Raw genomic sequence first — 16,844 nt, 5'->3', positions numbered from 1 at the left:
ATGCCTGCGGGGGGAAAGGCCGAAATGGTCAACAAAAACCGGATGAACAGGGTTGCAGCCGCAATGGCCGTCGCAGCACTGGTATCCGTGGCATTGCCCGGCGCGTCCGCCCAGGCGGCGGCCGTCGCACCGCGCATCGACCTGAAAGTCCTCGTCGTCGACGACGGCGGCAGCTCGGTAGAGGCGATCACCGCCGAGCTCCGCGACACCGGGGTTCCCTACACCCGCGTTCAGCTGGGCAGCAGCAGCCGCCCGGTGATCGACGCCGCGTTCCTCAGCGACACGGTCGACGGCCGGCCGCGCGCGAAGTACCAGGGCGTCGTGCTGCCGAACGAGAACCCGTTCGGGGAAGGCTCGGCCGAGATGGCCGCGCTGGCCGCGTACGAGACCGCGTACGGGATCCGTCAGGTCGACGCCTACACCTGGGCGCACCCGGGCGTGGGCCTGGAGTACACCGACAACGGCGGCTACAGCGGACAGCTCGACGGCACGCAGGCGGCCGTCACCGCGGCCGGCACGGCCGGTCCCTTCGCCTACCTCGGCGGTCAGGTCTCCTTCGAGGACAACTCCGCCCTGATCCCCGAGAGCTACGGCTTCATGGGCAAGCCCCGGGCGGGCTACACCAGTTACGTCGACGCACCCGTCGGCTCGGGGCGGGCCTCGCTGGTGGGCGAGTACACCCACGACGGCCGCAGCGAACTGGTCGTCACCTTCGGCTACAACCAGTACCAGCAGCAGTTCCGGCTGCTCGCCCGCGGCATCGTCGACTGGCTGACCCAGGGCGTCCACCTCGGCCAGAGCCGCAGCTACTTCGCGGTCCACGTCGACGACGTCTTCGCCCCGGACGCCCGCTGGAACAAGGAGCTCAACTGCACCCCCGGCGACTACGCCTGCGCGGGCGGCGAGGGCAAGGAGAGCACCATCCGGATGACCGCCGCCGACGCCCAGTACGCGGCGCAGTGGCAGCAGAGCAAGAACTTCAAGCTCGACATGCTCTTCAACGGCGGGGCCGGCGAGGAGTGGAAGGCGGAGAACGGGGGCACCGACGCCCTCACCGCGCAACTCGTCGCCGACCGGGCCAAGTACCGCTGGCTCAACCACACCTACACCCACCCGTTCCTCGGCTGCACCCAGGACACCAGCACCGTGCCGTGGACGTGCGCCAAGGACGCGAGCGGCGCCGTCACCTGGATGAGCCGCGCCGAGATCTCCGCCCAGATCCGCGACAACGTCAACTGGGCCGCGTCCAAGGGCATCGCCCTGGACCGCACCGAGCTCGTCACCGGCGAGCACTCCGGCCTCAAGACCCTCCCGCAGCAGGGCCAGGACAACCCCAACCTCCCGGGCGCGCTCGCCGACAACGGGGTCAAGTGGGTCGGCAGCGACAACTCGCGCGAGCCCGCGCAGCGTCCGGTCGGCTCCGCCCAGACCGTCCCCCGCCACCCGATGAACGTGTACTACAACACGGGCACCAACGCGGAGATGGCCGACGAGTACAACTGGATCTACACCAGCCGCGCCCACGGCGGCAGCGGCATCTGCGAGGACAACCCGGCGACCTCCACCTGCCTGCCCGCCCCCCTCGACACCGCCACCGGCTACCTCGAGCACATCGTGCCCGCCGAGGCCCGCACCGCCCTGCGGCACGTCCTGGCCAACGACCCGCGCCCGCACTACGTCCACCAATCCAACCTGGCCGAGGACCGCACCCTCTACCCCGTACTGGACCGCGTCCTCGACACCTACCGCACCCTCTACGCGCCCAACGCGCCGATCGTGAACCAGAGCATGAAGGAGATCGGCATCGAACTCGGCCGCCGCGCAGCCTGGGACAAGGCGCTCGCCGCGGGCCGGGTCACCGCGTACCGGATCGGCACCACCGTCACCGTGAAGGCCCCCTCCGGGGTCCTCGCCCCGATCACCGCCCCGAACGGCACCAAGAAGCAACTCCTGCTGGGCACGAGCGACTTCGGCGCCGCCTACGCAGGGAACCGCTCGGGCTGGACCGGCCCCGAGCTCCTCCAGTCGGCCGTCACGCTCAAGCTGACCGGCTGACCCGGAACACATCTCCTTTCCGTCCGGCCGAGCGGGCCCCGACCCCCGCTCGGCCGCAGTCCTGCGCGAGTGAGCCGAAGGGGCCGAAGGGCTCCCGGAGGCGAACCGAGCCTCAAGAAAACACAGTCCGGGGGGACATACCGCAATGAGCCATGGGCGCCATGTCACCATGCTCACCGAAGGCACCTATCCACACGTCCACGGGGGAGTCAGCACCTGGTGCGACCAGCTGGTCCGGGGCATGCCGGAGGTCGACTTCAACGTCATAGCCCTGACCGGTACCGGCCGCGAGCCGGTCACCTGGGAGCTGCCGCGCAACGTGTACCGGCACACCGCCGTCCCCCTGTGGGGACCCGTCCCCGGCCGCAGCCGCAGCCGCAGCCGCGGACCGGCCCTGCGCGGCAAGGCGCTCCGCCGCTTCACCGAGACCTACGAGGCCTTCCTCCTCTCCCTCCTCGGGCCCGACCCGGCCGGCGCCACGGGTGCCGGCGCCCCCGGCCGCAGCGGGTTCTCCGGAGCCCTGCGCGAGCTCGCCGTCCTCGCCCGCTCCGGCAGGCTCGCCCCCGCCCTGCGTTCCGAAACGGTCCTGCGCCTGCTGATGGCCGTGTGGACCCGGCCGGGCCTGGCCACGGCCGCCGCCGCGCCCACCGTCCACGACGCGCTCACCGCCACCGACCTGCTGGAGCACGCGCTGCGCCCGCTGTCCGTGCGGATCCCGCCCGACAGCGTCGCCCACGCCGTCAGCAGCGGCCTCGCCACCCTGCCCGCGCTCGCCGCCAAGTACCTCGACGGGGTGCCGTTCCTGCTCACCGAGCACGGCATCTACCTGCGCGAGCGGTACCTCGGCTACCGCAGCGCGGCCGAACGATGGCCCGTCAAGGCCCTCGTCCTCGGCTTCTACCGCGAGCTCAACACCGAGGGGTACCGGCAAGCCGACCTAATCACCCCCTGCAACCAGTACAACCGCCGCTGGGAGGAGCGCGGCGGCGCCGCCTCCGACCGGATCCGCACCGTCTACAACGGCGTCGACCCGTACGCCTTTCCCGAGGCCGGCCCCGAACCCGAGGTGCCCACCCTCAGTTGGTGCGGCCGCATCGACCCGATCAAGGACCTCGAAACCCTCGTCCGCGCCTACGCGTTCATGCGCGCCGAGCTGCCCGCCCTGCGGCTGCGCCTGTTCGGCCCGGTCCCGGCCGGCTGCGAGGACTACAAGCTCCGCCTGGAGAAGCTCGCCGCCGAACTCGGCGTCGGGGACGGGATCACCTACGAGGGCCGGATCGCGGAGGTCGCCAAGGCGTACGCCGCCGGCAGCATCGTGATGCTGTCCAGCATCAGCGAGGGCTTCCCCTTCAGCATCATCGAGGCCATGTCCTGCGGGCGGACCACCGTCTCCACCGACGTCGGCGGCGTCCGCGAGGCCGTCGGCGACACCGGCCTCGTCGTCCCGCCGCGCGAACCCGAGACCATGGCCCGCGCCGCCCTCGCCCTGCTCCGCGACGACGAACGCCGCGCCGAGCTGGGCCGGCTCTCCCGCAAACGGGTCGTCGAGAAGTTCACCCTCCACCAGTCCGTGGACGGCTTCCGCCACATCTACCGCGAACTCGCCGGCCAGCCCGTCCTCCCCGTCCACGAGGGCGACGACTGGACGCAGCGGCTCGGCGACCCCTGGTACCGGGAGCTCGCGGCCGACGGGAGCCCGTGGTGAGCGGATCCCTCTGGCTGCGCGTCCCCGGCGGCGACACCCTGCCCGCCCTCCCGCGCCCCCGCCGCACCGCGGCGGGGACCGGGGCCCCCGCCGCCGACCCCATGGACGAACTCGCCGAGCGCCTCGACGGGTTCATCGCGGCGGCCGTCCACCCCGACGAGGTCGCCGCCATCCTGGAGTCCGACGGGATGACCGACGAGCACATCCGGCTCACCTACGGGCGCCGGGACTCCTTCGACCTCGCCGAGGAACTGTACGCGCGGGTGCCGCGCGCCTTCCCCGAGCCGCAGGACCACACCGACCCCTGGAAGGTGTCCCTCGCCGCCTGCCTGCTCCGCGGGGTGATCTTCGCCCTGCCCGGCCTCGCCTACGTCCTGGGCGCACCCCTGCTGGAGGGCCCGCCGGACCGGCTCGGCCTGCCCGCAGGAACGCTCACCCTGCTCGCCGGGGCCCTCATCGGCTGGGTGTGGGACCAGACCCTGTCCCACCGCGCCTACTCCTGGCTGGGCCTGGGCGACCGGGCCGCCGCCGGGCGGACCCTGCTGGTCGGCGCCCCCACCGGGGCCCTGCTCGGCATCGCCGCCGCGCTCACCGTCCCCGGCGGGCCGCCGTTCAGCTACGCCTTCGCCGCCGGGCAGGCCGTGTACGTCGGGGCCGCCACCGTCCTGCTGGTCCTGGGCCGGGAGCGGCTGCTCGTCGCCGCGCTCGCGCCGATGGCCGCCGGGTCCGTCCTCGCGCTCTTCACCGACCTGCCCGTGCCCCTGCGGGTCGGCCTGCTCGGGGTCTCCCTGCTGGCCGCCTGCACGCTCGCGCTCCGCGAGCTGCCGTTGGCCTCCGGCGTACGGGCGGCCGTGCGCCGGATCCGCGGCTGGTCGGAACACCGCCCGGGGTGGGGCCACGGCCGGGTGACGGGCGGCCCGGGCGGTCCGGTGCGCTGGCGGATGCTGCGCGGCGCCGAGGAGGAGTACGGGCCGCGCGGGCCGCGGCTCGGCGACTCCGTGCCGTACGGGGTCTTCGGCCTCGGCACCGGCCTGCTGGTGCTGTACGCAGCCCTGGGCGAGGTACTCGCCGGAGGCCCGGCCGAGGCGGTTGCCGCACCCTCCGCGGTGGCGCTGACGCTCAGCATGGGCCCCGCCGAGTGGCTGCTCCACCGGTTCCGCAGCGGCAGCCTCGCCGGGCTGCGGGCGGCTCGCTCGCCCCGGCAGTTCCGGCTGCGGATGCTGGGCACGCTGGCCCGCTGCATGGCCGTGTACCTGGCGGTGCTGCTGGTCCTCGGCGTAGTGGGAACCCTGTTCTGGCCGGGCGCGCCGGGCATGACCGGGGTCCGGGTCGCGACGCTGCTCCTGCTCGGCGGCGTGATGTGGGCCGGGCTGCTGCTGCAGTCCTTCGGGGCGGTCCGCGCCGCCGCCGCCGTCTGCGCCTCGGCGGCCGTCGCGCAGAGCCTGGCCCTGCTGTTGGGGGTGGGGCAGCCGCGGCTGGTGCAGCTGGTGGTGGCGGGGACGGCAGCGGCCGCGCTCGCCACCCTGGTCTGCCTGTTCCTCGGCCGGGCAACGGCGCACCGCTGACGGTGCCGCCGGTACCGACCGAGACCCCCGTACGACCCCTTGTGACCCGTCTGAGAAGAAGGACCTCATGCTGCTGGTGCCGCTCTACGAGCACCCGGACGACCGGCCCGACGACTGGGAGCTGCTGATCCGCGGCGCGGGTCGGCTGCACTCGGTGGTCCTCAACCCGGCCAGCGGGCCGGGCGAGGCCCGCGACGCACGGTTCGCCGTCGTCGCCGAGCGGCTGCGCGACGCCGGCGTGCCCGTCCTCGGCTACACCGACACCGACTACGGGCGCCGCCCCCACGCCGACGTCGTGCGGGACCTGCTCCGCCACCGCGACTGGTACGGCGCCGACGGGGCCTTCCTCGACCAGGCCGCCCCCGACCCGGCGCTGCTCGGCCACTACGGCCGGCTCGCCATCGCGGCCCGGGCCGCGGGCGCCCGCACGCTCGTCCTCAACCACGGCATCCACCCGGACCCCGGCTACGCCGAACTCGCGGACCTGCTCGTCACCTTCGAAGGGCCGTGGGACGCCTACCGGGAAGCGGCCGTGCCCCCCTGGACCGCCGACCACCCCGCCGGCCGGTTCTGCCACCTCGTGTACGCCGTCCCGCCGGGCGCCCCCGCCGCCGAGCTCGCCCGGCAGCGCCGGGCCGCGGTGCACTGCGCGGTGCCCGGCACCGGTGCGCACCCCTGGGGCACCCTCCCGCACGCGCTCCGGGACGCCCGGTGACCCCCCGGGCGGCGCGGTCGGCGAGCCCGGCGCCCGAGCGGCCGCCGCTGCGGCGGCGCGGGGCGGCGCTGCTGCTCGTACCGCTGCTGCTCCTGGCGGCCTGCACCGCCGGACCGGACGGCGGCGAACCGGACCCGGGCCTCGCCCCCGCGCCGGAGGGGCGCTGGCAACCGCGGCCCGGCACCGGCTGGCAGTGGCAGCTCAGCGGGAAGCTCGACACCTCCGTGAAGGCGCCCGTGTACGACGTCGACGGCTTCACCACGACCGCGGAGCAGGTGGAGACGCTGAAGAAGGCCGGGCGCCGGACCATCTGCTACGTCTCCACCGGCGCCTGGGAGGACTTCCGACCCGACGCGGCGGCCTTCCCCGCGGAGCTCCTCGGCAAGGGCAACGGCTGGGAGGGCGAGCGCTGGCTGGACATCCGGCGCCGCGCCGAGCTGGAGCCGCTGATGGCCAAGCGGTTCGACATGTGCCGCGACAAGGGCTTCGACGCGGTGGAGCCGGACAACATGGACGGTTACACCAACGATTCCGGCTTCCCGCTGACCGCCGAGGACCAGCTGCTCTACAACCGGCTGATCGCGCGGCTCGCCCACGACCGGGGGCTCGCGGTCGGGTTGAAGAACGACCTGGAGCAGATCCCGCAGCTGGTGGGCGACTTCGACTTCGCGGTCAACGAGCAGTGCGCCCAGTACGAGGAGTGCGAGGAGCTGGTCCCGTTCATCAAGGCGGGGAAGGCCGTCTTCCACGTCGAGTACGAGCTTCCGACGAGCCGGTTCTGCGGCCTCGCGCGCAAGCTGAAGCTCAGCTCCCTGCAGAAGGAGTACGAGCTGGGGCCCTGGCGCAAGACCTGCTGAGCCCCGGTCGCGTCACGTCACTTCTCGTGACTCCTCGTGACTCCTCGTGACTCCTCGTGACTTCGCGTCATGTGACGGGCAGGATGACGTGGACCCGGTAGCCGCCGCCGTAGCGGGGCCCGGCGAAGCAGGAGCCGCCCAGGGCGCCGGCCCGCTCCCGCATTCCGAGCAGCCCGTGCCCGCCGCCCGGGGCGGTCGCCGCCGCGGCCGCGGGCTCCGGGCGGCCACCGCCGTCGTCGAGGACCGTGACCTCGGTGGAGGCGCCGACCCGGACGACGCTGACCTCGGCGCTGGCGCCCGGGCCCGCGTGCTTGCGCACGTTGGTCAGCGCCTCCTGGATCACCCGGTACGCCGCCAGGTCCACGGCTGCCGGCAGCGGCCCGCCGTCCCCGTCCAGCTCCACCATCACCTTCACCGGCAACCCGGCGTGCCGGAAGGTGTCCACCAGCTCGTCGAGCCGGGCCAACCCCGGGGCCGGCTCGGTCGGCGCCTCCGGATCGCCGGACTGGCGCAGCAGGCCGACCGTGGCCCGCAGCTCGTTCAGTGCCGAGCGGCTGGCGTCCCGTACGTGGGCCAGGGCCTCCTTGGCCTGGTCGGGACGCTTGTCCATGACGTGCGCGGCCACCCCGGCCTGGACGTTGACCAGGGCTATGTGGTGGGCGACCACGTCGTGCAGGTCGCGGGCGATCCGCAGCCGCTCCTCGGCGACCCGCCGCCGGGCCTCTTCCTCGCGGGTCCGCTCGGCCCGCTCGGCCCGCTCCCGGATGGCGTCGACGAAGGCGCGCCGGCTGCGGACCGCGTCGCCGGCGGCCGCGGCCATCCCGGTCCAGGCGAAGACGCCGATGTTCTCCTGCGAGTACCAGGGCAGCGGGCCCGCGGCCAGCATGGCCACGCCCGTCAGGCCCGCCATGGTGAGCAGGCCGATCCGCCAGGTCGTGGGCCGGTCGGTGCGGGAGGCCAGCGTGTACAGGGCGATCACGGCGGCCATGGCGACGGGTGCCCGGGGCTCGCCGGTGGCGAGCTCCACCACGGACAGCCCGATGGTCGCGGCGAGCACGGCGCGGGTGCGCAGCCGCCGGAAGACCAGGGCCGCCGCAGCCAGCAGCATCAGCACCAGCGAGAACGGGTCGGGGGTGCGGGTGCCGAAGGTCGGCCCGTGCGGGCCGCGCGGGTCGACGAAGGAGCCGAGGACCATCGCGACGAGCGCCCCGAGCGCGAGGACGGCGTCGGTGGCCAGCGGATGGGCCCGCAGCCACGTCCGGGTGGCGGTGAACGGCCCGAGGTCTGTCGTCACCCCGATACGGTACGGCCTGCTCCGGTCGGGGCGGTCCGGCGGGCGGGGAACGGGGTCAGCGGTGCGTGCGGTGCGGCCGCGGGGCCGCGGACGCCCGCGCGGCGAGGGCGACGCACAGGCCGAGGACGGCGGCGAGGGCCGCGAGGTGCTCCTTGCCGGCAAGGTTGTCCTTGACCAGCACCTCGCCGATCATGGCGGCGATCACCAGGGCGCCCGTCAGCTGGGCCCGGTAGCGCCAGCACAGGTAGAGGGCGAGGCCGACGACCGCCGCCGACGGGCCGGTGTCGTTGAGGACCCGGTCGGACACCGGCAGGCCGAGCGGATGCTCGGGCCCCAGCGCGAGCCCGAGCCGGGCGTACGTGGTCCCGGCGAGGGTGGCGACGTAGCCGATGGCCAGGGTGCGCCACCAGCCGACGCAGATCTCCGCGATCCCGAACACCAGCAGGATCTGGGCGAGGGCCCCCCACACGGGCAGGTCGAGCGCGGGGACGAACAGGGACAGCGGGGTCCGCAGCAGGGCCAGCCAGAAGGGGTCGGCGGCCCTCACCGACCCGAGGTTCTGGACGGGCCGGAACCCCCCGGACGTGTTCTGCACGATCTGGAACAGCGAGGTGAGACAGACGGCCCCCAGGGTCATCGGGACGGCCCGCCAGCGGTCGCGGACGAGGGCCTCCCGGACGGTCCCGAACAGGGGCCCCCACTCACGGCGGGCGAACCGCCGCAGTGGGGTCGTCGTCCACGCTGTCAACGATTGGTCTCCAGGTGTTTGCGGTTGAGCCACTTCGGCAGCCCTGGAGCCTCCAGGAAGCCCTCGGCCCGGCCCGCGGCGATGCCGATCCGCAGCAGGTCGGAGCTCTTCTCGAAGAGCATGAACCGCGGCTCCCAGATCGGCCGGTATTTGGCGTTGGCCCGGTAGAGGGACTCGATCTGCCACCAGCGGGAGAAGAAGCTCAGCATCGAGCGCCACATGCGCAGCACCGGACCCGCACCCAGCTTGGACCCCCGTTCGAAGACCGACCGGAACATCGCGAAGTTGAGCGAGACCTGTGTGACACCGATCTCCTTCGAGCGCTCCAGGAGTTCGATGACCATGAACTCCATCAGACCGTTCTCGGAGTCGCGGTCACGGCGCATCAGGTCCAGCGACAGGCCCTTGGGGCCCCACGGCACGAAGGACAGCAGCGCCCGCAGGTCTCCGTTGCCGTCGGTGCACTCCAGCATGACGCACTGGCCGTCGGCCGGGTCGCCGAGGCGGCCCAGCGCCATGGAGAAGCCGCGCTCGGTGGCGCCGTCCCGCCAGTCGTCGGCGCGGCGCACCAGCTCGGCCATCTCCTCGGCGGGGATGTCAGCGTGCCGGCGGATGCGGACGCTGTAGCCGGCCCGCTTGACCCGGTTGAACGCCTGCCGGACGGTCCGCATGGCGCGGCCCTCCAGGGTGAACTCGGCGGTCTCCACGATCGCCTCGTCGCCCAGCTCCAGGGCGTCCAGGCCGTGCCGGGCGTAGATCTGCCCGGCCTCCTCGCTGGCGCCCATCACCGCGGGTACCCAGCCGTGCTCGCGGGCTTCGGCCAACCACGGGTCGATGGCGCCGGGCCAGGCCTCGGGGTCGCCGATCGGGTCGCCGGAGGCGAGGGAGACGCCGCCGACGACGCGGTAGGTGACGGCCGCCTTGCCGGTGGGGGACCAGATGACGGACTTCTCGCGGCGCAGCGCGAAGTAGCCGAGGGAGTCGCGGTCGCCCTGCTTGGCCAGCAGCGCGCGCAGCTTCTCCTCGTCCTCCTCGGTGAGCGGGTCCACGGCCCGGCGGGAGCGGAACGCGGCGAGCAGCACCGCGAGCAGCAGCACCATCGACATGACATTGATGACGACGTCCACCCAGGCGGGGGTGGTGATGGCTGCGTAGTCGCGGGCGTCGGGGTCCAGGGTGATCAGCCGCATCGCGCCGTAGCGCCAGCGGGCGAGGAACGTGGCCTGCGAGGCGTCCGGGTCGGTGTTGGCGGCGCCGACGATCAGCGCGGCGAGCAGCGAGGTGACCAGCAGGCCGACGGCGGCGACGGCGGTGGCCAGCTTGGGGTTGGAGCGGTCGCCCTTGGCGTAGAACTCCTGGCGGCCCAGCAGCAGGGCGACGACGAACGCCGCGGTCAGGAGGAGCGAGACCCAGTTCTGGGTGTGGTCGCGGAACTCCGGGTAGCAGACGTCGAGTTCACCGCCGGTGCACGGGGCGAAGGCGGCGACGGCGAACGCCAGCAGGAGCAGTCCGGCCAGGACCAGGTTCAGGATCCACGCGGCCCGCTTGCGCCGGCCCATGGTGACGGCGAGCAGCAGCGAGAACAGGCCGGACGCGAAGCCCGCCGTGAGCAGGTACGGGGTGTAGAAGTCCTCGGTGTTGTGCCGGCGCAGGTCCTGGCCGAGCGAAACCCACACCGCGCTGAGGAAGTTCACGAAGGTGACGGCGCGCAGGTACCAGACCGCGAAGGCGGCGCTGCGGCGGGAGCGGACGGATCCGCGGCCGCCGCCGTCGTCCTTCGCACTGTCCTTCGCGGCCTCCCGGCCGGGGGGCTGCCCCGTCTTCGCGGGCTGTTGGGCCTGTGCGGACTGTTGGGCCTGTCGGGGCTGCGGGGCCTGTGCGGCCTTCGCGGCCTTCGCGGCCTTCGGGTCAATATCTGCGCTGGTCAAGCGGGCCTCTCCCATGAAACTCGATCATATGGGGCGCCGCCGACCACGGCTGGTCCGGCCGGGGAGCCGTGGCCGGATGTGGCCGCGGCTCCCGGTGGTTCAGTCCTTCGGCTCCGGCTCGGCCCGCTCCGGCAGTTCCGCCGCGAGTGCGGCGGCCGCCTGGACCAGGGGAAGCGCCAGCAATGCCCCGGTTCCTTCCCCTACGGTGACGCCGTGGGAGAGCACGGGGTTGAGTGCCATCCGGTCCAGGGCCTTGGCCTGGCCGGGTTCGCCGCTCGCCTGGCCGGCCAGCCACCAGTCCGGGGAGCGGAACGCGGCCCGCTGGGCCACCAGTCCGCAGGCCGCCGAGACGACCCCGTCGAGGATGACCGGCGTACGGCGTACCGCGCACTGGAGCAGGAAGCCGGTGATCGCGGCGACGTCCGCCCCGCCGACCGCCGCGAGCAGCGCCACCTGGTCGCCGAGGACCGGGCGGGCGCGGCGCAGCGCGTCCCGGATGGCCGCGCACTTGCGCATCCAGGTCAGGTCGTCGATGGGCTGCCCGCCGCGCCCGGTGACCACCGAGGCGTCGGTGCCGCACAGCGCGGCGATGAGCACGGCGGCGACGGTGGTGCCGCCCACGCTCAGGTCCCCGAGGACGACGAGGTCGGTGCCGGAGTCGGCCTCCTCGTCGGCGATCCGCATGCCGAGCCGGACGGCCTCCTCGGCCTCCTCGCGGGTGAGGGCGTCCTCGACGTCGATCCGGCCGCTGCCGCGGCGGACGCGGGTCCGGACCACGTCCTCGGGCAGCAGGCCGGGCTCGCAGTCCAGTCCGGCGTCCACGATCCGCACCGAGGCCCCGAACCGCCCGGCGAGGATCGACACCGGTCCCGCCCCGTCGAGTACGGAGCGCACCAGCTCGTGGGCGCTGCCGGCGGCCCGCGCGGAGACCCCGGCGGCGGCGATCCCGTGGTCGGCTGCGAACAGCACGACCCGGGGCCGCTCGATCGGCTCGACCGGAACCCGCCCCTGCGCGGCAGCCAGCCACTCGGCGAGCTCGTCGAGCCGCCCCAGCGCCCCGGTCGGCACGGCCAGCCGCGCACGGCGTTCCTCGGCGTCGCGGCGGACGCCGCCGTCGGGGCGCTCGATCAGATCGGAGAAGTCGTCGAGATTCAGGGTGGTCATCTGCCAGAGGGTACAGCCGGTAAGGCCCTGCCCAAGCCCCGTTCCCGGCCCTCGCGCGCAGCCCGTTCCCGGCCTCGCGCGGTCCGGTCCCGGACCCGTTCCGAGCGGTGCGGCGGTTCCCTTCCCGGCCCGGCGCGCGGTCCCGCCGTCGGTTGCGCCCGCGCCGTCCCGGGGCCCCGGCGGGCCCGGCCGCCGCGGGGTCCGGAGTCAGTCCTTCAGGACCAGGGCCTGCCCGGCGACCACCAGCAGCACGTGCTCGCACTCGGCGGCCACCGCGCTGTTCAGTCGCCCGAGCTCGTCGCGGAAGCGGCGGCCCGAAGCCGTCGCGGGGACGATCCCCGACCCGACCTCGTTGCTGACGGCCACCACCGTGCGGCGGGTCGCCCGCAGGGCCGCCACCAGCTCCGCCACCCGCTCCTGCAGCTCCTTGCGGCCCCGGCCCGCCCAGACGGCGTCGTCCCAGGCGCCCGCCCGGTCCATGGCGTCCGTCAGCCACAGTGCCAGGCAGTCGATCAGCAGCGGCGGCCCGCCCTCCGTCAGCAGCGGCGCCAGCTCGCAGGTTTCCACCGTCCGCCAGGTCCCGGGCCGGCGCTCCCGGTGCAACCCGACCCGGGCCGCCCACTCCGGGTCGCCCTCGCGGGTCCCCGAGGTGGCCACGTAGACCACCTCCGGGAAGCCCGCCAGCCGCCGCTCCGCCTCCACGGACTTCCCGGAGCGGGCGCCGCCCAGCACCAGCGTCCGACGCGGCAGGTCCGGCACCGCGTGGTACTCGCCCACGGTCACCGTCGTCCCGTCCGGCACCGCGCGCGCCCCGGCCGCCGCGCACCGCCGCTCCAGCTCGCGCCCCGGCGGGGTGTCGTGGTCCAGGTGCACGGCGATCACGTCCGTCGTGGGCCCGGCCGCGCCGGTGGCCCGGAGCCGGGCCAGCGCCTCCGGCCGGCCCAGCACGTCCGCGAGGACCATGTCGTACGGGCGCTGCGGGAACCCGGGCCCGCCCGGTTCCTGCCCGGCCGGCGCCGCGCCCGGCGGCAGGTACAGCAGCCGGGCGCCGTCCGGGCCCGTCACCTCGTACCCGGTGCCCGGCGCGTCCATCGGCACCGCCCGCACCCGGTGGCCGCTGATCACCGCGAGCTCCCGCCCGTCGGGGACCCGGACGGCCGCGGGCAGCCCGGGCGGCAGCTCCACCGAGGGCCCGTCGTGCGGGTGGGTCAGCAGGACCTGCCGTACGCCGGCCAGCGAGTGCCCGGCGCGGGCCCCGGCCAGGACCGCCCCGGGGGTCAGGTCGAGTAGCAGGGCCCCGTCGACGAGCAGGGACGTCGCGGCGCGCGCCCGGGGGCCGACGGAGACCGCGCAGGCCGCGCAGGGACAGCCGGGGCGGGGCAGTCCTTCGGGTGTTCCGGTGCCGAGCAGAGTGAGTTCCACAAGAAGATCCTCCCGCGTCGCCGGGAGTGGTGCGCGCCCGGCTACTCTGCGGGCAGACTCAAGGCGAGCAGCGGACGAGCAACGGAGGCGGACATGGCGTGGACGTGGCGGTTCGAGACGGCCGACGGCAGCGAGACGACCCCTGCGGTCACCCCGGAGGAGTTCACCACGCAGGGCGATGCGGAGTCCTGGATCGGTGAGTACTGGAAGGAACTGCTGGAGGGCGGTACCGAGCGGGTGAAGCTGTCCGACGACAGCGGTACCGAGCTGTACGCGATGAGCCTGCGCGAGGCGCTGGACGCCTGACCCGGCCCGGCCCGGCAGGAGCAGGAGTGCTCTGCGCGAGCGGCGGGTGCGCCCCGGGTCCCGGCAGGGGCCCGGGGCCTCCTCGTGCCGGGGGCCGTACGGGGGTGGTGCAGGGGGCGCGGTGCGGGGCGCGGTGCGCGGGGGTCAGCCGCGGACGCCGCACAGGTGCAGCAGGGCCGCCACACCGCGGTAGGGGTCGGTCCGCCCGGCGCGGTCCTCGGCGGCCAGGAGCCGCTCCAGGTCCTCGTCCCGGGGCAGGGTCCCGCTGGCCTCGGTGCCGTCGGTGAAGACGCGTACGCCGTACCAGGCGTGCAGCGGTGCGCCGATCCCGGACAGCGTGGACGTGAGGTCGCAGAGCCGGTCGGCCCGTACCTCCACGCCCAGTCGGTTGGTGTAGTCGACGGAGTCGAAGGCGGCCAGCGCGCCCGGCCAGTCGCCGTCCAGCCCGGGCCGCATCGCGAGCGCGTCGCCGTTGCGCACCAGCAGGGACAGCAGCCCGCCGGGGGCGAGCATCCGGGCCAGCCCGGCCAGCATCCCGTCCGGCTCGGGCACGTACATCAGTACGCCGTGGCACAGCACGATGTCGAAGCTGCCCGGGGTGAAGTGGGCGCCGGTCTCGCGCCCGTCCCCCTCCAGCAGCTCGACCCGGTCCTGGATGCCGGGGGGCTCTGCCTCCAGCGCCCCGCGGGCCACGGCCAGCATCCCGGGGTCCTGCTCCAGCCCGGTCACCCGGTGCCCGGCGCGGGCGAGCCGCAGCGCCTGGGTGCCCTGGCCCATGCCCACGTCCAGGACGCGCAGCCGCTGCCCGACCGGGAAGCGCTGCGCGATCTGCTCATCGACCTGCCGGCCCACGAGTTCCTGTCGGACGGCGTTGCGCAGGCCGCCCAGGCCTTCGAGCCACAGCCTGGCGCCCTGTGCGAATCCGTCCCCCGTCCCCCCGGGCCTGTCTCCGCTCAGGGCCGTTCCCCGCGCTTGACCTGCGGCTTCGGCAGGCGCAGGCGGCGCATCTGGAGGGTTCGCATCAGGCCGTACGCGACGGCGCCGCGGCGCGGCTGGTCGGCGAAGCGCTCGTTCAGGGCCTTGCGCAGGCGGAAGCCCAGAGCGACCGAGTCGAGGATGATCAGGGCGATCACGGCGAGCCACAGCAGCAGGGCCGCGTTCTGGATCTGCGGCTGCCGGATCATGCTCAGCACCAGGATGACCACGGCCAGCGGGAGGAACATCTCGGCGACGGAGAAGCGGGAGTCGACGAAGTCGCGGACGAAGCGGCGCACCGGGCCCTTGTCACGGGCGGGCAGGTAGCGCTCGTCGCCGCTGGCCAGTGCCTCGCGCTGCTTGGCCAGTTCCACGCGGCGCCGCTCACGGGCGCGCCGGGCATCCTCCTTGCGGTTGCCGGTGGAGACCACCACAGCCTTGCGCTGCGACTGGGCCACGGCGCGCTTCGGCGTCGGGCGGCCCTTGGGGGCCTGCGGGTCACGGGGCTTTGAGAGGTCGGCGCTCACCTTGTCGGTGGCGGCGGCCTTCTCTTCCTTGGAGGAGCGGCTACCAAACACAAAACCCAAGCCTACGTGGTTGCGCTCCGGTACCCCACCCCGGCGGGGAACGATCCGGCAACGGCGGGCGTCTGGACCTGTGCAGGGTTCGTGCGGAGGCGTCGGAGGACGTCGGGGGTGCGTAGGGGTGCGTCGGGGAACCGTCTCCTCCTTCCGCCTGACAGGGGCGGGTACACAGTCGTCCTCGAGGAGGAGCGCATCCGTTCACGAACAGTGCGGTAATGGAGACAGGGCCCGTACTGTGGGTTCTGTTGGTGACCTGGAGCGAAGTCCGTCAGAAGGGGGCGCGCGAAGCCCATGAGCGGTGTCATGAAGCGTATGGGGATGATCTTCCGCGCGAAGGCGAACAAGGCCCTTGACCGGGCCGAGGACCCGCGCGAGACCCTCGACTACTCGTACCAGAAGCAGCTGGAGCTGCTGCAGAAGGTGCGGCGCGGCGTCGCGGACGTCGCCACCTCCCGCAAGCGCCTGGAGTTGCAGCTCAACCAGCTGCAGACCCAGTCCACCAAGCTGGAGGACCAGGGCCGCAAGGCGCTGGCGCTCGGCCGCGAGGACCTGGCCCGCGAGGCGCTGTCCCGCCGTGCCTCGCTCCAGCAGCAGGTCAGCGACCTGCAAGTGCAGCACGAGACGCTGCAGGGCGAGGAGGAGAAGCTGACCCTGGCCGCGCAGCGCCTCCAGGCCAAGGTGGACGCCTTCCGTACGAAGAAGGAGACCATCAAGGCCACCTACACCGCCGCCCAGGCGCAGACCCGGATCGCCGAGTCCTTCTCCGGCATCTCCGAGGAGATGAGCGACGTCGGCGTGGCCATCCAGCGGGCCGAGGACAAGACCGCCCAGCTGCAGGCCCGTGCGGGCGCGATCGACGAGCTGCTGGCCTCCGGCGCCCTCGACGACCAGAGCGGTCTCGGTGCCAAGGACGACATCCAGGCCGAGCTGGACCGGCTCTCGGGCGGTACGGACGTGGAGCTGGAGCTCCAGCGGATGAAGGCGGAGCTGGCCGGCGGTCCGTCCGCGCAGCAGCAGGCCATCGAGGGCGGCACCCCCGGCAACGCCCAGCAGTCGCAGAACCAGCACCGGTTCGACAAGCAGTAGGACGGGGCCCGTCATGATTGTCCGCATCATGGGGGAAGGCCAGGTGACGGTGGCCGACGGCCACTTCGCGGAGCTCAACGCGCTGGACGAAGAGCTGCTGCAGGAGATGGAGGGCGGCGACGAGGCGGGCTTCCGGCGCACGCTGCACGCGCTGCTCGACGCCGTGCGCCGGCTCGGGGTGCCGCTGCCCGACGATGCGCTGGAGCCGTCCGAGCTGATCCTGCCCGCGCCCGACGCCTCGCTCGCCGAGGTCCGGGAGATGCTCAGCGACGACGGGCTCATCCCGGGCTGACACCGGCCCGGCGGCACGAGGTCAGTGCGGCGGGGGGGGGGGGGGGGGCGGGCGGCGCGGGGGGGGGGGGGGGGGGCCCGGGGCGCGGGGGGGTGGGGGGGGGGGCGGGGCGCCACGCCGCGCGGGGGGGGGTGGGGGGCCGCCCCGC

At 74.1% G+C, this 16,844-nt stretch carries 15 protein-coding genes; 8 read left to right on the top strand and 7 right to left on the bottom strand.

Annotation, left to right across the window (positions count from 1 at the left end):
- Window positions 1–63: 63 nt before the first annotated feature.
- From ACFVGY_RS17540 to ACFVGY_RS17520, 5 genes are all read left to right on the top strand, one after another.
- On the top strand, window positions 64–2,055 hold the full coding sequence (locus ACFVGY_RS17540) for a hypothetical protein (protein WP_385677694.1): 1,992 nt from the start codon (window positions 64–66) through the stop codon (window positions 2,053–2,055).
- 145 nt (window positions 2,056–2,200) lie between these two features.
- Window positions 2,201–3,760 (top strand): GT4 family glycosyltransferase PelF, encoded by a 1,560-nt coding sequence (gene pelF / locus ACFVGY_RS17535; protein WP_385677691.1) that lies wholly within the window; start codon window positions 2,201–2,203, stop codon window positions 3,758–3,760.
- Window positions 3,757–5,325 carry a hypothetical protein gene (locus ACFVGY_RS17530; RefSeq protein ID WP_385677688.1) on the top strand — a complete coding sequence of 523 codons (1,569 nt, stop codon included), beginning with the start codon at window positions 3,757–3,759 and terminating at the stop codon, window positions 5,323–5,325. The genes pelF and ACFVGY_RS17530 overlap by 4 nt, the downstream gene beginning before the upstream one ends.
- Before the next feature lie 67 nt (window positions 5,326–5,392).
- Entirely contained in the window at window positions 5,393–6,040 is a 648-nt protein-coding gene (locus ACFVGY_RS17525) for a spherulation-specific family 4 protein (RefSeq protein ID WP_385677685.1), read from the top strand.
- A gap of 47 nt (window positions 6,041–6,087) precedes the next feature.
- The gene (locus ACFVGY_RS17520; RefSeq protein ID WP_385677861.1) at window positions 6,088–6,897 is read left to right on the top strand and encodes an endo alpha-1,4 polygalactosaminidase; all 810 of its coding nucleotides are present in this window, start codon (window positions 6,088–6,090) and stop codon (window positions 6,895–6,897) included.
- A 67-nt stretch (window positions 6,898–6,964) separates the two neighbouring features.
- Here the strand turns inward: ACFVGY_RS17520 and ACFVGY_RS17515 are convergent, their stop codons facing one another.
- The 5 genes from ACFVGY_RS17515 to ACFVGY_RS17495 all read right to left on the bottom strand — a co-directional run bounded on the left by ACFVGY_RS17515 (window position 6,965) and on the right by ACFVGY_RS17495 (window position 13,453).
- On the bottom strand, window positions 6,965–8,191 hold the full coding sequence (locus tag ACFVGY_RS17515) for a sensor histidine kinase (protein WP_385677682.1): 1,227 nt from the start codon (window positions 8,189–8,191) through the stop codon (window positions 6,965–6,967).
- A gap of 55 nt (window positions 8,192–8,246) precedes the next feature.
- Window positions 8,247–8,939 carry a hypothetical protein gene (locus tag ACFVGY_RS17510; protein ID WP_385677679.1) on the bottom strand — a complete coding sequence of 231 codons (693 nt, stop codon included), beginning with the start codon at window positions 8,937–8,939 and terminating at the stop codon, window positions 8,247–8,249.
- Window positions 8,936–10,882 carry a phosphatidylglycerol lysyltransferase domain-containing protein gene (locus tag ACFVGY_RS17505; RefSeq protein WP_385677676.1) on the bottom strand — a complete coding sequence of 649 codons (1,947 nt, stop codon included), beginning with the start codon at window positions 10,880–10,882 and terminating at the stop codon, window positions 8,936–8,938. Before ACFVGY_RS17505 ends, ACFVGY_RS17510 begins: the two co-directional genes overlap by 4 nt.
- An 84-nt stretch (window positions 10,883–10,966) precedes the next feature.
- Window positions 10,967–12,022 (bottom strand): nicotinate-nucleotide--dimethylbenzimidazole phosphoribosyltransferase, encoded by a 1,056-nt coding sequence (gene cobT / locus ACFVGY_RS17500; RefSeq protein ID WP_385677858.1) that lies wholly within the window; start codon window positions 12,020–12,022, stop codon window positions 10,967–10,969.
- A gap of 216 nt (window positions 12,023–12,238) precedes the next feature.
- Window positions 12,239–13,453: a bifunctional adenosylcobinamide kinase/adenosylcobinamide-phosphate guanylyltransferase gene (locus ACFVGY_RS17495; protein WP_385677673.1), complete on the bottom strand. Its 1,215-nt coding sequence runs from the start codon at window positions 13,451–13,453 to the stop codon at window positions 12,239–12,241.
- A 93-nt stretch (window positions 13,454–13,546) separates the two neighbouring features.
- Here ACFVGY_RS17495 and ACFVGY_RS17490 point away from each other — a divergent pair, with 93 nt between their 5' ends.
- Window positions 13,547–13,759, top strand: a complete 213-nt coding sequence (locus tag ACFVGY_RS17490; protein ID WP_179172899.1) for a hypothetical protein — start codon at window positions 13,547–13,549, stop codon at window positions 13,757–13,759.
- 144 nt (window positions 13,760–13,903) lie between these two features.
- On the opposite strand, the gene ACFVGY_RS17485 is transcribed toward ACFVGY_RS17490, so the two are convergent.
- Both ACFVGY_RS17485 and ACFVGY_RS17480 read right to left on the bottom strand, forming a co-directional pair.
- Window positions 13,904–14,611, bottom strand: coding sequence for a class I SAM-dependent methyltransferase (locus tag ACFVGY_RS17485; RefSeq protein WP_385677670.1), 708 nt, complete (start codon window positions 14,609–14,611; stop codon window positions 13,904–13,906).
- A gap of 101 nt (window positions 14,612–14,712) precedes the next feature.
- On the bottom strand, window positions 14,713–15,321 hold the full coding sequence (locus tag ACFVGY_RS17480) for a DUF3043 domain-containing protein (RefSeq protein WP_385677667.1): 609 nt from the start codon (window positions 15,319–15,321) through the stop codon (window positions 14,713–14,715).
- Between the two features lie 288 nt (window positions 15,322–15,609).
- Between ACFVGY_RS17480 and ACFVGY_RS17475 the strand changes: the two genes are divergently transcribed.
- The gene (locus tag ACFVGY_RS17475) at window positions 15,610–16,404 is read left to right on the top strand and encodes a PspA/IM30 family protein (protein ID WP_385677664.1); all 795 of its coding nucleotides are present in this window, start codon (window positions 15,610–15,612) and stop codon (window positions 16,402–16,404) included.
- 13 nt (window positions 16,405–16,417) lie between these two features.
- Window positions 16,418–16,696, top strand: coding sequence for a hypothetical protein (locus tag ACFVGY_RS17470; protein WP_385677661.1), 279 nt, complete (start codon window positions 16,418–16,420; stop codon window positions 16,694–16,696).
- Window positions 16,697–16,844 lie beyond the last annotated feature (148 nt).

The organism is Streptomyces sp. NPDC127106, from assembly GCF_042677605.1.
GTDB lineage: Bacteria > Actinomycetota > Actinomycetes > Streptomycetales > Streptomycetaceae > Streptomyces.
Note: the sequence above shows the minus strand (reverse complement) of the source record. Positions and strands in the feature narration are given on the sequence as shown.